The organism is Cupriavidus necator, assembly GCF_013141915.1.
In the GTDB taxonomy this organism is placed as follows: domain Bacteria; phylum Pseudomonadota; class Gammaproteobacteria; order Burkholderiales; family Burkholderiaceae; genus Cupriavidus; species Cupriavidus necator_B.
The window spans coordinates 29,088-43,292 of the sequence record NZ_SROX01000018.1 but is presented as its reverse complement, the minus strand read 5'-3'; the positions used below and the strand labels follow the sequence as shown (position 1 = coordinate 43,292).

At 69.0% G+C, this 14,205-nt stretch carries 13 protein-coding genes; 10 read left to right on the top strand and 3 right to left on the bottom strand.

All coding sequences use genetic code 11. The annotated features are described in order from the left end of the window. The first annotated feature begins 1 nt into the window (after nt 1). The 3 genes from E5S69_RS25660 to E5S69_RS25650 all read left to right on the top strand — a co-directional run bounded on the left by E5S69_RS25660 (nt 2) and on the right by E5S69_RS25650 (nt 3,168). Nucleotides 2–736 carry a glutathione S-transferase C-terminal domain-containing protein gene (locus E5S69_RS25660; protein WP_171517270.1) on the top strand — a complete coding sequence of 245 codons (735 nt, stop codon included), beginning with the start codon at nt 2–4 and terminating at the stop codon, nt 734–736. An 85-nt stretch (nt 737–821) separates the two neighbouring features. After that, nucleotides 822–1,931 carry a chorismate synthase gene (gene aroC / locus E5S69_RS25655; RefSeq protein ID WP_171517269.1) on the top strand — a complete coding sequence of 370 codons (1,110 nt, stop codon included), beginning with the start codon at nt 822–824 and terminating at the stop codon, nt 1,929–1,931. Nucleotide 1,932: 1 nt separating this feature from the next. Beyond that, complete coding sequence (locus E5S69_RS25650) at nt 1,933–3,168, top strand: MFS transporter (protein ID WP_171517268.1); 1,236 nt, start codon at nt 1,933–1,935, stop codon at nt 3,166–3,168. Between the two features lie 14 nt (nt 3,169–3,182). Here the strand turns inward: E5S69_RS25650 and E5S69_RS25645 are convergent, their stop codons facing one another. Together E5S69_RS25645 and E5S69_RS25640 are read right to left on the bottom strand one after the other, a co-directional pair. Then, nucleotides 3,183–4,229 (bottom strand): porin, encoded by a 1,047-nt coding sequence (locus E5S69_RS25645; RefSeq protein WP_171517267.1) that lies wholly within the window; start codon nt 4,227–4,229, stop codon nt 3,183–3,185. A gap of 96 nt (nt 4,230–4,325) precedes the next feature. Continuing rightward, on the bottom strand, nt 4,326–5,759 hold the full coding sequence (locus E5S69_RS25640; RefSeq protein WP_171517266.1) for an aldehyde dehydrogenase family protein: 1,434 nt from the start codon (nt 5,757–5,759) through the stop codon (nt 4,326–4,328). 73 nt (nt 5,760–5,832) lie between these two features. On the opposite strand from E5S69_RS25640, the gene E5S69_RS25635 reads away from it, so the two are divergent. The 7 genes from E5S69_RS25635 (at nt 5,833) to E5S69_RS25605 (ending at nt 13,035) form a co-directional block, all read left to right on the top strand. Beyond that, complete coding sequence (locus tag E5S69_RS25635; protein ID WP_171517265.1) at nt 5,833–6,486, top strand: GntR family transcriptional regulator; 654 nt, start codon at nt 5,833–5,835, stop codon at nt 6,484–6,486. 60 nt (nt 6,487–6,546) lie between these two features. After that, entirely contained in the window at nt 6,547–7,533 is a 987-nt protein-coding gene (locus tag E5S69_RS25630) for a Bug family tripartite tricarboxylate transporter substrate binding protein (protein ID WP_171517264.1), read from the top strand. A 12-nt stretch (nt 7,534–7,545) separates the two neighbouring features. Beyond that, complete coding sequence (locus E5S69_RS25625; RefSeq protein WP_171517263.1) at nt 7,546–8,733, top strand: mandelate racemase/muconate lactonizing enzyme family protein; 1,188 nt, start codon at nt 7,546–7,548, stop codon at nt 8,731–8,733. Between the two features lie 15 nt (nt 8,734–8,748). Further along, the gene (locus E5S69_RS25620) at nt 8,749–9,474 is read left to right on the top strand and encodes a ribonuclease activity regulator RraA (RefSeq protein ID WP_171517262.1); all 726 of its coding nucleotides are present in this window, start codon (nt 8,749–8,751) and stop codon (nt 9,472–9,474) included. Continuing rightward, nucleotides 9,467–10,288, top strand: a complete 822-nt coding sequence (locus tag E5S69_RS25615; protein ID WP_171517261.1) for an NAD-dependent epimerase/dehydratase family protein — start codon at nt 9,467–9,469, stop codon at nt 10,286–10,288. Before E5S69_RS25620 ends, E5S69_RS25615 begins: the two co-directional genes overlap by 8 nt. Further along, on the top strand, nt 10,257–11,183 hold the full coding sequence (locus tag E5S69_RS25610) for an SMP-30/gluconolactonase/LRE family protein (RefSeq protein ID WP_171517260.1): 927 nt from the start codon (nt 10,257–10,259) through the stop codon (nt 11,181–11,183). Before E5S69_RS25615 ends, E5S69_RS25610 begins: the two co-directional genes overlap by 32 nt. A gap of 109 nt (nt 11,184–11,292) precedes the next feature. Next, complete coding sequence (locus E5S69_RS25605) at nt 11,293–13,035, top strand: hypothetical protein (protein ID WP_171517259.1); 1,743 nt, start codon at nt 11,293–11,295, stop codon at nt 13,033–13,035. Nucleotides 13,036–13,087: 52 nt separating this feature from the next. Here E5S69_RS25605 and E5S69_RS25600 read toward each other — a convergent pair whose 3' ends face one another. Further along, entirely contained in the window at nt 13,088–14,194 is a 1,107-nt protein-coding gene (locus tag E5S69_RS25600; protein WP_171517258.1) for an NAD(P)/FAD-dependent oxidoreductase, read from the bottom strand. Nucleotides 14,195–14,205 lie beyond the last annotated feature (11 nt).

Sequence of the window (14,205 nt, the reverse complement as noted above, 5' to 3'; positions counted from 1 at the left end):
GATGATTACCCTCTATACCTTCGGCCCCGCCTTCGGGCTGCCCGATGCCAGTCCGTTCGTCACCAAGGCCGAGATGCTGCTCAAGCTGGCCGGCCTGCCGTACCACGCGCGCCGGGGCAGCCTGCGGCGCGCGCCCAAGGGCAAGCTGCCGTACCTGGACGACATGGGCCAGATCGTGGCCGATTCCACCATGATCCGCTGGCATATCGAGAAGACCTACCACATCGATTTCGACGAGGGCCTGAGCCCGGCCGAGCGCGGCATCGCCTGGGCCGCCGAGAAGCTGATGGAGGACCATCTCTACTGGGCGGTGGCGCGGGTGCGCTGGCTGGACCAGGCCAATTTCGACAAGGGACCGGCGCAGTTCTTCCGCAGCGTGCCGGCACCGGTGCGCGGCCTGGCCGAGCGGCTGGTGCGCTACAAGGTGCGCAAGACGCTGTGGGGGCAGGGCCTCGGCCGGCACAGCGAGGAAGAGCTGGTGGCGCTGGCCAGCAAGGGCGTGACCTCGATCGCCGATATCCTGGGCGAAAAGCCCTACCTGATGGGCGACCGGCCGTGCGGGGCCGATGCCACGCTGTTCGCCTTTGCCGGCAGCCTGCTGTGCCCCGTATTCGACACCCCGATCCGCACCGCGGCCGAGGGCCATGCCAACCTGGTGGCCTATATGGAGCGGATGCGCGCCGAGTTCTACCCCGGACTGGCCGCGCAAGCGGTGCCGCAGAGCGCCGCCGCCTGACCGTGTCGGCGCCGCCCGGGGCCGCCCGAGCCCGGCCATTGGCCTTACAATGGAGGCCGTCCCCAATTCCTGTGCGGTTTCCATCATGTCCGGCAACACCCTTGGCCTGCTTTTCACTGTCACCACTTTCGGCGAATCGCACGGGCTCGCCATCGGCGCGGTGGTGGACGGCTGCCCGCCGGGCCTGGCGCTGACCGAGGCCGATATCCAGGGCGACCTGGACCGCCGCAAGCCCGGCACCTCGCGCCACGTCACCCAGCGCAAGGAACCCGACCAGGTCGAGATCCTGTCCGGCGTGTTCGAGGGCAAGACCACCGGCACCCCGATCTGCCTGCTGATCCGCAACACCGACCAGCGCAGCAAGGACTACGGCAATATCGTCGAGACTTTCCGCCCCGGCCATGCCGACTACACCTACTGGCAGAAATACGGCATCCGCGACCATCGCGGCGGCGGCCGCTCGTCGGCGCGCCTGACCGCGCCGGTGGTGGCGGCCGGGGCGGTGGCCAAGAAGTGGCTGCGCGAGCAGTACGGCACCGAGATCCGGGGCTATATGTCGCAGCTGGGCGAGATCGCGGTGCCGTTCACGGACTGGTCGCATGTGCCGGAGAACCCGTTCTTCGCGGCCAACGCCGACATCACCCCCGAGCTGGAAACCTATATGGACGCGCTGCGCCGCGACGGCGATTCGGTCGGCGCGCGCATCGAGGTGGTGGCCAGCAACGTGCCGGTGGGCCTGGGCGAGCCGCTGTTCGACAAGCTCGACGCCGATATCGCGCACGCGATGATGGGCATCAATGCGGTCAAGGGTGTCGAGATCGGCGCCGGCTTCGACAGCGTCGCGCAGCGCGGCAGCGTCCATGGCGACGAGCTGACCGCCGCGGGCTTCCGCACCAACAACGCCGGCGGCGTGCTGGGCGGCATTTCCACCGGCCAGGACGTGACCGTATCGCTGGCGATCAAGCCGACCTCGTCGATCCGCACCCCGCGCGAATCGATCGACAAGGCCGGCAATGCCGCCACCGTCGAAACCTTCGGCCGCCACGATCCGTGCGTGGGCATCCGCGCCACGCCGATCGCCGAGGCCATGCTGGCACTGGTGCTGATCGACCACGCGCTGCGCCATCGCGCCCAGTGCGGCGACGTCCGCGTCGACACGCCGCGCATCCCCGCGCAGGCCGGCCCGACCCGCTGACTTGGCGCCGCACCGCGCGGGCGCCGGCGGTGGCGGCGGCCCCGACTATGCCCGCTTCGGGCTGTTCTACCTGGGCTATTACGGCTATGTCGGCCTGATCTCGCCCTACGTCAGCCTGTACTTTGCCGACCGCGGCTTCGACCCGGTGCAGATCGGCGTGCTGATGGCGAGCTTCCAGGTCAGCCGCATCGTCGGGCCCTACCTGTGGGGCTGGCTGTCCGACGTGATGCACACGCGCGTGCGCATCCTGCGCGTGAGCGCGTTCACGTCGCTGCTGGCATTTCTGGTGCTGCCCGGGGTCGGCAGCTACGGCGGCATGATGGCGATGATGCTGACGCTGAGCCTGCTGACCAGCGCGATGTCGCCCCTGGGCGATGCCCTGACCATTTCCACACTGCGCCGCCACGGCGCCTTCGACCACAGCTACGGCCGCATCCGCATGTTCGGCTCGCTCGGCTTTATCGGCGCGGTGCTGGCCGGCGGGGCGCTGTTCGAGGCGGTCGGCATGCGCGCCTTCCCGTGGGTCGCCAGCGCGCTGCTGGGCATCCTGGCCGGGGTGGTGCTGACCATGCGCGACGCCGCCGACGATGGCCCGCGCACCACGCCGCCGCGCGCCTTGCCGCTGCTGCGCCGCCCGGACGTGGCCTGGTTCCTGGCGTCGGCCTTCCTGATGATGTTCGCGCACGCCGCGCTCTACGTGTTCTATTCGCTGTGGCTGGAGACGCTGGGCTACAGCAAGCTGGCCATCGGCGCGATGTGGACCATCGGCGTGGTGGCCGAGATCGTCTTCTTCTACTACCAGGGCCTGCTGTTCGCGCGCTTTGCGCTGCGTACCATCCTGGCGGGCACCTTCGTGCTGGCGGCGCTGCGCTTCGGGCTGACCGGCTACTTCGCGCAGTGGGTCTGGCTGATGGCGCTGGTGCAGGTGCTGCACGCGGCCACCTTCGCCGCGCACCACAGCGCCAGCCTGAAGCGCCTGCAGGCCTGGTTTGCCGGGCCGCTGCAAGGGCGCGGGCAGGCGCTGTACACCGGCATTTCGTACGGCGTCGGCGGCACGCTGGGCGGGCTGGCGATGGGCTGGACCTGGAACGCGCTGGCGCCGGCGCATACCTTCGGGCTCGCCGCTGTCGCCGCGGCGGCCGGGGCCTTCTGCGCCGCGATGAGCTTTCGCGCGGAAGGCCGCCCGGCTGGCGCCAGCGACACGCTCGGCCGTGGCGACACCATGCCGGGCAGCTAGAGCCGGCCAGGGCGTCAGAACTTGTGGCGCAGCCCGGTGGTGACGCCAATGCGGTTGCCATGGCCAAAGAACGGCGTGACGAAGTTGGGCCGCGACGCCAGCGTGCGCCACGTCCCCGTCAACGATGTGTAATCGGCTTCGAGGTAGACATCGGTGCGCTTGCTGAGGTTGTAGTCCACCATCATGGCCGCGGTATAGCGGTTGCCGCCGTCGCCGTTGATCTTCATGCGGTCGTAGGTGCCGGTGAGATAGAACGTCCAGGCATCGTCGAAGGCGTGCTTCAGCCCGGCGTAGTAAGCGTTGTCGCGATAGCCCGCCTGGTCATAGGTGCTGCGCGTGAAGCCGGCGTTGAACAGGGTCTTGCCCCAGCGATAGGTGCCGCCTGCGGACCACACCTGCTGGTCGCTCACGGGCACGGCGGTGCCGAAATAGGTGGTCGTGTCGCGCATGATCTGGTAGCCACCGGCCAGCTTGACGTTGCCGCTGCTGTAGGTGACGCTCGCGCCCGTCGACGAGGACGCCGCGAAGCTGCCGGCGACTTCGCCGAAGGCATGCTGCGCGGCGACGGTGACCGGCCCGAATACGCCGGAGTACTTGAGCATGTTGTCCTGCCGCACGCCGCCGGTGTAGTTGCCGCTCTGGAACGCGATCAGGCCCAGGTTGGGCAGCGCCATGGTGTCGTAGCTGGCGATGACCTCATGGATCACGGTGAAGTCCCGCCCCAGCTTGAGGCTGCCGAAATCCCCGCCGAGGCCGACGAAGGCCTTGCGCCCGAACAGCCGTCCGCCCTGCGAGGCCATGCCCGTGTCCGGCAGGAAACCGTTCTCCAGCACGAAGAAGGCGCGATAGCCGTTGCCGAGCGTTTCGGTGCCCTGCATGCCGAAGCGCGTGCCGGTGAGCACGCCGTCGCCCATCTGGACCTTGCCGTCGCCGGCGGCGTTCTCATGGGTGGTGTAGCGGATCGTGGTGTCGATGAGCCCGTACAGCGAAACGCTGCTCTGAGCCAGGGCAGGCGCTGCGAATCCGCATGCCAGGCAAAACGGCACGATGTGTTTCTTCATGTTGTCTCCGTGATGGATATAAGAATTTTCCAGGGCGGCAGGCGCCCCGGACGGTACTGCGGACAAGGGTCGGCGGTGATTGGCCCCGTGGTTGTGTCAGGCCCGGATGTAGCTGGTCTTGCCTGCGGTAAAGAATTCGCGTGCGGCCCATCCTTGTTCGTGCGGGCCGTATGACGAGGCCTTGATGCCGCCGAACGGGACGTGATAGTCGACGCCGGCGGTGGCCGTGTTGACCATCACCATGCCGGCGCGCAGGTGGCGCCGGAAGCGGCGGGCCTGCGCCAGCGAGCGTGTGCACACGCCCGCCGACAGGCCGAACGGGGTGTCGTTGGCAAGCTCGAGCGCATGGTCGTTGTCGCGCGCGCGCAGCACCGTCGCGACCGGCCCGAAGATTTCTTCCTGCGCGATGCGCATGCCGCTCTCGCATTGCAGGAACAGCGCCGGTGACAGATAAAACCCGTCGCTGGCGCCCTGCAGCCGTTCGCCGCCGCACGCCAGCACGGCGCCTTCGTCGCGGCCGATGGCGACGTAGCGCAGGTTCTTCTCGAGCTGGCCGGCGTCGACGACCGGGCCGATCTCGGTGGCCGGGTCGAGCGCATGGCCGACGCGAAGCCGCTGCGTCGCCTCGCGCAGCGCCGCGGCGAAGCGGTCGTGGATATCGTCGGTCACGATGATCCGCGACGACGCGGTGCAACGCTGGCCGGTGGAGTAGAAGGCGCCCTGCACGGCGGCGTCGACCGCCACGGCAAGATCCGCGTCGCCGAGCACCACCAGCGGGTTCTTGCCGCCCATCTCCAGCTGCAGGCGCGTGCCGATGCCGCCGAGTGCCTGCGCAATGCGCCGGCCGGTGGCTTCCGATCCGGTAAAGGACACTGCCGCGACCCCTGGCGCGGTGGTCAGGGCCGGGCCCAGATCCGCGCCGCGGCCGAGCACCAGGTTGAAGACGCCGTCCGGCAAGCCGCTGCGCGACAGGATCTCCGCGAGCGCCCAGGCCGAGCCCGGCACCAGCTCGGCCGGCTTGAACACCACGCAATTGCCGAACGCCAGCGCCGGCGCGATCTTCCACGCCGGGATGGCGATGGGGAAGTTCCACGGCGTAATGATGGCGACCACGCCGACCGGTTCGGCGCTGACCTCCACGTCGATGCCCGGCCGCACCGATGCCACCAGCTGCCCGTGCGGCCGCAGCGCTTCCTGGGCGAAATACTTGAAGATCTGTCCCGCGCGCACCACCTCGCCGATCGACTCGCGCAGCGTCTTGCCTTCCTCGCGCGCCAGCAGTTGTCCCAGTTCTTGCTGCCGCGCCAGGATTTCGTGGCCGACGCGATCGAGGATGTCCGCCCGCACCTGCACGGGGCTTTCGGACCACGCGCCAAACGCGGCCCTGGCTGCCGCGACGGCCTCCTGCGCCAGCGCAGGGCTGGCCAAAGGGGCCTCGCCAATGTGATCCGACAGGTCAGAGGGATTGAGGTTGGGTTCACGCAGGTCGCTATCGATCCAGCAGCCGTTGATGTAGTTCGGATATCGCATTTGGATTTTGGATTTTGGAAAATCCAGTGTATAGTAAGCTCGTGCTTTACCAAACGCAACCGGGTTTCCCTCCATGCAACGCATCAACACCCCCACCTACGTCCGCCTGCGCGAACAGATTCGCGCCGACATTGCCGCTGGCATCTGGCCGCTCGGTGCGCACATCACGCTCGCGCAGATGGTGGAGCGCTACGAGGTCAGCCTTAACCCCGTGCGCGAGGCGCTGCTGCATCTGCAGGGCGAGGGCATCATCGACATGCAGATGCATCGCGGCGCGGTGATCCCCACGGTCGACGCGGCGTACATCGCCAACATCTACGACATGCGCGGGGCGATCGAGCAGATGCTCGCCGCCAAGGTCGCGGCATTGGCCACGCCGCAGGACCTTGAGCGCATCGATGCGGCGCGCCTGCATTACGAGGACGTCGTCGGCGGCGACGACACCGGCGCCAGCGTGGCGGCGAACCGCGAGTTCCACCGGGTCTTCAACCAGGTGGCGGGCAACCAGCCCGCCGTGGACGTGCTCGGTTCGCGCTCCAGCCTGGTCGATGCGCTGCGCCGCTCGCTCGGCTATGGCCCGCAGCGCAAGGAAGCGGTGATCGCGCAGCACCGCAAGCTGGTGGCCGCGGTGCGCAATGGCGACGGCGCGCTGGCCGCGCGCATCGCGCTGGACCACGCCGAATCGGCGCGCGACGACTTGCTGCGCATGATCCAAACACCGCATTAAGCCGCGGCGCCCGCGCGGCGCCACGAAACTGTTCCAAACCTGATCCAGGAGACAGCCGACATGAAGTTCGGTAAGGGCGCCGTGCGCCTAGCGTTTTCATTCACCGCAGCCCTCGGGCTGGTCCATGCGGCCGGCGCTGCCCCCGCGCCATATCCGTCCAGGCCGATCCAGCTGATCGTCGGCTTTGCACCCGGCGGCGCGGCGGACACCATGGCGCGCGCCGTCGCCGAGGAAATGTCCAGGACCCTGGGCCAGCCAGTGGTGGTCGACAACCGCAGCGGCGCCTCGGGCAATATCGCCACCCAGGCCGCGCTGGCCGCGGCGCCGGATGGCTATTCGGTAATCTTCGCCGCCATCCACCTCGCCACCAATCCGTCGCTGATCGGCGTGCCCTACAACCCGCGCACCGACCTGGCGATGGTGGGCCAGATGACCAGCGTGCCCGTGTTCATGCTGGCGGCAGCCTCGTCGCCGTACCGGTCGGCGGCCGACGTCATCGCGGCGTCGCGCAAGCTGGAGGGCGGTGTCAAGGTCGGCAGCGGCGGCATCGGCACGTCGTCGCACCTGGCGCTCGAACTGCTCAAGCGCGCCGAGCACATGCCGGCGCTGCATATTCCCTATCGCGGCGGTACGCCCGCCCTGCAGGGACTGATGTCGGGCGAGGTGGACGTGATGTTCGACCTGGGGTCGGGGACACTCAAGTCCTACATTGATACGGGCAAGGTGCGGCCTCTGGCTGTGATGCAGGCCACCGCGGTCAGCGGCGTCAAGGCGCCGCCGGCGCCCGCCGCGGGCTTGCCCAAGGAAACCTATATCCGCAGCTGGCAGGGCCTGGCGGTGAAGGCCGGCACGCCGCCGGCCATCATCGACAAGCTGCATGCGGCGCTCAACGCCGCCATGCGCCAGCCGGCGGTGCAGGCCCGGGCCCAGGCCATGGGCATGGAGCCCGCCGCGAGCGCGACCCCGGCGGATTTCCAGAAGCTCTACCTGGACGAACTGGCACGCTGGAGCGGGTTCATCAAGGCAGCGAACATCAAGCCGCAATAACCGCCAGACACGATGAAAATCACGCAGGTCAAAGTTCACCTTATGCAGGCCGGCGCTCCCAGCCACACGGCATGGGGCGGGGCGGGCAAGAGCGCGCTGGCGACGGGGCGCAACTGGCTGTTCGTGGAAATTGCCACCGATGAAGGCCTGGTCGGCACCGGCGAAGGTTCTGGCTGGCCCCGCGTGGTCGCGGCCGGCATCCCGGACCTGGCGCCATTGCTGGCTGGCGAGGATCCGTTCCAGACCGAGCGCCTTCACCAGAAGCTGCGCGTGGCGCTGATGGGGCACGGCCACACCGGCGTGGTCGGCGCGGGAGCGCTGGCGGCGCTGGATACGGCACTCTGGGACCTCAAGGCCCAGGCGCTGGGCCGCCCGTTGCACGACCTGCTTGGCGGGGCGCTGCGCCAGCGCGTGTCCTATTACGCGCATGTCAAGGATGCCGCGACCGCGCGCGCCGCGGTGGCGCGCGGCGTGCGCGCGGTCAAGGTCGGCGGCACGCAGCAGATCGTCGAGCGCGCGTGGGCCGTGCGCGAAGCGATCGGGCCGGAGGTCGACCTGATCGTCGACCTGCACGGTCCGGCCTGGCTGAGCGGTGCCGACGCGGTGGCGGTCGGGCGGGCGCTGGAAGGCGCGCACCTGCTGTTCCTCGAAGAGCCGGTCGGTCCCGACGATGATCATGGCTGGCGCCGCGTGCGCGACGGTGTCGCGCTGCCGCTTGCCGCCGGCGAACGGCTCGGCACGCTGGCCGAGTTCGACCGGCTGATGGCGAGCGGCCTGGTAGACATCGTCCAGCCTGACACCGGCCGCACCGGCGGGCCGACCCAGCTGAAGAAGATTGCCGCGCTGGCCGAAGCCCGATCGCTGCTGCTGGCGCCGCATTCCGGCTCGCTCGGGCCGGTGGCCGAATTCGCCGCGGTGCACTGGATCGCGACCTCGCCCGGCGGCCTCATCCTGGAGCGTCTGGAGCCGGACTGGCCGGGCAAGGCGCAGGCCGTCACCCGCGCGCTGCAAGCCGACGACGGCCACATCGTGGTGCCCGACGGCCCCGGTCTCGGCACCAGCCTGGACCATGCCTTCATCGCCGCGCATCCGAGCGCGCGCAATGTCGCGCTGCCGGCCGGCGGCTGGGAGCCCGGCACTGCGCAGGAAACCCCGTATCTGCAGGCACGGCGCACCCGCGCACGCCTGACGCAATCGTAGCAAGGAGACCCTTCCATGACTCTGTCCGATGCCTCGCGCGACATCCTGTTGCGCGTATCCACCGCCACGCTGACCACCATCCTGTTCAAGCGCGGCTTCCGCAATGTGTTCCTGCAGGGCCTCAAGCCGCTCAATCCGTCGGCGTGCCGCTTCGTCGGACCCGCGTTTACGCTGCGCTATATCCCGGCGCGCGAGGATCTCGACGCGATCACGGCATTCGAGGATCCGCGCCATCCGCAGCGCGTAGCGATCGAAGAATGCCCGGCCGGCCATGTGCTGGTCATGGACAGCCGCGGCGACGCCACCGCGGCGTCGTCCGGCAACCTGCTGATCACCCGGCTGTGGCATCGCGGCGGTGCCGGCGTGGTCACCGACGGCGGCTTCCGCGACAGCCCCGAGATCGCGGCGATGAACTTCCCCGCCTGGCACACCCGTCCGTCCGCACCGACCAACCTGATCCGGCACCATGCCGTCGACCTGCAGCTGCCGATTGCCTGCGCCGGCGTCAGCATCTATCCCGGCGACATCATGGTGGCCGATGCGGAGGGCATCGTCTGCATCCCGCGGCACCTGGCCGAAGCGGTCGCGCGGGAAGCGGTCGGGCAGACCATGTACGAGGATTGGGTCAACCAGAAGATCCTTGCCGGCGCGGGCCTGCCCGGGCTGTATCCGCTGCTCGACCCGGCCCTGCAGCAGGAATACGCGCAATGGCAGGCGCAGGAGAGCCACCGCTATGCCTGAGCCGCGCTTGCCGATTGTGGTGCTGACCGGCGCCGCGGGACGCCTGGCGCAATACGTGCGGCCGATGCTGGCGTCCGCGTGCCGCGAGGTGCGGCTCTGCGACGTGCGGCCCGTCACGCCGCAGGCCGTCAACGAGCGTGCTTTCCAGTGCGCGCTCGACGATGCCGGCCAGTTGCCCGCGTTGCTCACCGGCGCCGACATGGTGGTCCACTTGGCCGGCTATCCGCGTGAAGCCGCGTGGGACGTGATCCTGCCAGCCAACATCACCAGCGTCGCCAACCTGTGGGAGGCGGCGCGCGCGGCGGGCGTGCAGCGCATCCTCTACGCCAGCTCCAACCATGCCATGGGCCTGTATCCGCGCGCCACCACGGTCGGCAGCGACGACCTGCCGCGGCCGGATTCGCGCTATGGCGTGTCGAAGGTGTTCATGGAAGCGGTGGCTGGCCTGTATGCGCAGAAGTTCGGCCTGAAGGGCTTCGGCATGCGCATCGGCCACTGCTCGCCCGAGCCGCTCGACGCACGCATGCTGGCGCACTGGATCAGCCCGCGCGACCTGGCGCAGCTGGTGCGTGTCGGCATGGACGCCGACTACGACGAGGCCATCGTCTATGGCGTGTCGGACAACGCCGCGAGCTGGTGGGACAACGCGCGCGCCCATGCACTCGGCTACCGGCCACAGGATTCGGCCGACCGCTATCGCGAGGCGCTGCAGCACAAGGTCAGCAATGACCCGCTGGCAGAACATTTCCAGGGCGGCGACTTTGCCGCGGCGGAGTTCAATCGTGATCGTTCCGGTTTCGACGTCGACCGTTGAGTCGCTGGCAGGCCGCACCGCGCAAGGGCTGGCGTGGCGCCAGTTCCGGGTCGCCAACCGCGTGGGCGAATGCCCGATCTGGTCCGATGGGCGCCTGATCTGGATCGACGTGCGGGCGCCCGCGCTCCACGCGCTCGATCCGGCATCGGCAACGCTGACCACCTGGACGCTGCCGCAACCGGTGGGCGCGCATGGCCTGTGCGCCGATGGCAGCATCATCCTGGCCCTGCGCGACGAACTGGCGATCCTCGACCCGGCGCGCGGATCATTGCGCACCCTGGCGTTGCCCGAGCCTGACCGTCCGCAAAACCGGCTCAACGAGGGCCGCGTGTCCCCCTGCGGTTCCTGGTTCGTGTTCGGGTCGATGGACGACTCGGGCGCGGCCGGGCCGACCGGACAGCTCCACGCCTGGCATCGGCTACACGGCTGCCACGTGCTGCTGGACGGCCTGCACATCGCCAACGGCTTTGCCTGGTCGGTCGACGGGCAGACCTTCCACTTCTCCGACAGCAAGGCCGGAGTGGTGTACCGGGCCCGCTGGCAGCCGCAAAGCGGCACGCTCGCCGGCATCAACCCCTGGGTCACCGCCGACGAGCGCATCGGTCGGCCCGACGGCGCCTTTATCGACGCGCACGGCAACTACTGGTCGGCCGGCGTGTCGGCCGGCTGCATCAACGTCTATGCGCCCACCGGCGCGCGCATCCGCACGCTGGCGCTGCCATGCCAGGCGCCCAGCATGGTTTGCCCGGGCCCGCGCGGCTCGGTCTTCGTCACGTCGCTGGTGCGCCCGCAATGGGCGCCCGAGGACACCAGGCCCGAGGACGGGCAACTGTTCCAGCTGCCGGACGTGCTGGCCGCGGACGCGCCGGCAACGGTCCGCCTGCGGCTGACGTAGCCGCGCACCAACCTTTCTTCGTGTCGCTGTGGGTTGCGATCCGGTACCGCCGTGGCGGCGCCGGAGGACGGCGCGCGGCGGTACTACTACAACCACAAAGAGGAGCAGCATGAAGATTCGCAACTACGTGAGACTGGCCGGGGCAGTGAGCCTGGCATTGGCCCTGGCCGCCTGTGGCGGCGATGACCCGGCCGAGGCCGGGTCGCCCCCGCCAGCCGGCGCCACGCAGCCGGCCGAGCCGCCACCCGCGGCGTCGCGGCCAGCGCCCGACAAGCCGGCGCTGAATCCCCCCATCAGCGCCGCGACGCGCGCCATCCTGGACGCCGATCCGGCCAGCTATGCCGCGCTCGACCCGGTCGCCGAGCCTGGCTACACGCTGCTCGGCCGCATCCAGCCGCGCACCACCGCCGAATTGCGGGCACAGGGCCTGACCAGCCACCTGATGATCGGCGGGGAAACGACGGACCGCAACTTCAGCGTGTTCGCGAACTGGCGCGAGTATCTGAACCCGCTCGGCACGACCCGCGTGCGTATCCAGTCTGGTTGGAACGACATCGAGCAGGTCATCACCACGCCCGCCACCTACAACTTCGCCAAGCTCGACGAGATCGTCGACGGCGCGCTCGAGCAAAAGCACGAGCCCATGGTGTTCCTGGGTTATGGCAACGTGCGCGCGGGGTGTACCGACTGCGGTGGCGCGGGTCTCGGCGGCAGCTTCCCGACCGGAGCGGGCAAGGCGCGCTTCCTGCAGTTCGTCGCCGCCACGGTGACGCGGTACAAGGACAAGGTCACCGACTGGCAGATCTGGAACGAGCCCACCAAGGACCTCGACACCTACAAGACGCTGATCGTGGAGACGGCAAAGCTTATCAAGCAGATCCAGCCCAATGCCAAGCTGACGATCGGCTCGTGGTACACCGTGCATTACGCGCTCTCATGCCTGGAGAACTGCACGGATTCGGCCGACGTCCAGGAAGCGCGCAACTACATCCTGACGTCGCTCAAGTATTTTTATGACAACAAGGGGCCCACGGTGCCGTCGGAGGACGTCTACGTGGCGTTCCATCCGTACACGACCAGCGTCGACTACGACCAGAATCCGTGGGATGCGCGCAGCATGGACAACTTCCTGGCGCTGTTACGCGGCTACGGCTTCAAGCCGCGCATGGACGAGAACGGCGCGCCGTCGACGCCGTGCATGACCTATGCGATGTGCGACAACGGCACCAAGGCGTGGACCGAGAAGAACCAGGCCAAGTACAACCTGCGCCGCGTCCTCGGCGATCTCGCACGCGGCATCGAGACCAGCATGTTCACGATCTCGGACCTGCACTACAACGATGCCAAGAACACCAAGGGACTGCTGACCACCGGGGTCTGGGATCCGAACCTCGATACGCCGTTCCTGAATGGCGACCAGCGCATCGCCGGCAAGAAGATCGTCTATGGCGCCTTCCAGAACGTGACGGCGCTGTTCGACAGCCGCATGGAGCCGGTTTTAGCCCACGGCTGCACCGCGCCCGCCGGTTATACCGCCCATGCCTGGCGGCAACGCAAGGGTGGCGTGGACGCGACCGTGATCGGGGTCTGGAAAATGACCCGGCTGCCGGTGGCCGACACAGCCGAGCCGCGCGCGGTGGTGCAGGTGTCGTGCAATGGGATCGGCTTCAGCGGCATGGCGGCGAGCGGGGCCGCGCCGCGCTACGTCGACATGATGGATGGTCGCGTCTATGACATGCCGGCCGGCAGCATCTCCGCCAACGCGCCCGGCGCCGTGACGCTGTCGGTGCCGGTGGCCGACTGGCCGGCGCTGGTGGTCGACGCACGCGTCATCGAAGGCGCGTTGCGCTAGCCACTGGCCCGGGCGGCGTCGGGTGAGGTATCACCCGGCGCCGCGGCGCGCTTCAGTCGAGCGTCGCGCAGACGCGCTCGGCAATCGCCAGCGACGAGGTCAGCCCCGGCGATTCGATGCCGAACAGGTGAACCAGCCCCGGCACGCCGTGTACAGCGGGGCCGTCGATGCGGAAATCCGCCGCCGCTTCGTGCGGGCCGCTGATCTTGGGGCGGATGCCGGCATAGCCGGGCTGCAGCGCGCCGTCGGCCAGCCCTGGCCAGTAGCGGCGCACCTCGTCATAGAAGCCATCCGCGTCAGCCGGATCCACGCCGTATTCGATCTCGTCGATCCAGCGCACATTGGGGCCGAAGCGCGCCTGGCCGCCCAGGTCGATGGTCAGGTGCACGCCCAGTCCGGCGGCCTCCGGCACGGGGTAGATCAGCCGTGAGAATGGCGCGCGCCCGGCCAGCGTGAAATAGCAGCCCTTGGCGTAGTACTGCGGCGGGATGTGGGCTGCCGGCATGCCCTCGATGCGGCGCGCCAGTTCCGGTGCCGTGAGCCCCGCCGAATTCACCACCGTGCGCGCCAGCAGCGTGGTGGCGCTGCCGTCCTCCGCGCCGATTTCCAGCCGGATGCCGTCCGCCGTGACCGCGCCGCCCAGCACCGGCGACTGCACCGCCAGCATCGCGCCCGCGTTTTCCGCATCGCCCAGCAGCGCCGTCATCAGGCCGTGGCTGTCGACGATGCCGGTCGACGGCGACAGCAGCGCCGCATGGCACTGCAGTTGCGGCTCCAGCGCTTGCGCCTCGGCGCGGCTGAGCAGGCGCAGGTCGTCGACGCCATTGGCAGCGGCCTTGGCGCGGATGCCTTCGAGCGTGGCCACCTGGGCCTCGCTGGTGGCGACGATCAGCTTGCCGCAGCGCTGGTGCGCGACGTGGCGGCTGGCGCAGTAGTCGTACAGCATGGCCTTGCCGTGCACGCACAGCTGCGCCTTGAGCGAGCCGGCCGGATAGTAGATGCCGGCATGGATGACCTCGCTGTTGCGCGCGCTGGTGATGGTGCCGAAGGCGTTCTCGGCCTCGAGGATGATCACTTCGCGGCCTTGCAGCGCCAGCGCGCGCGCCACCGCCAGTCCCACCACGCCGGCGCCGATCACGACGCAATCCACTGTTTCCATGTTGTTCCTTG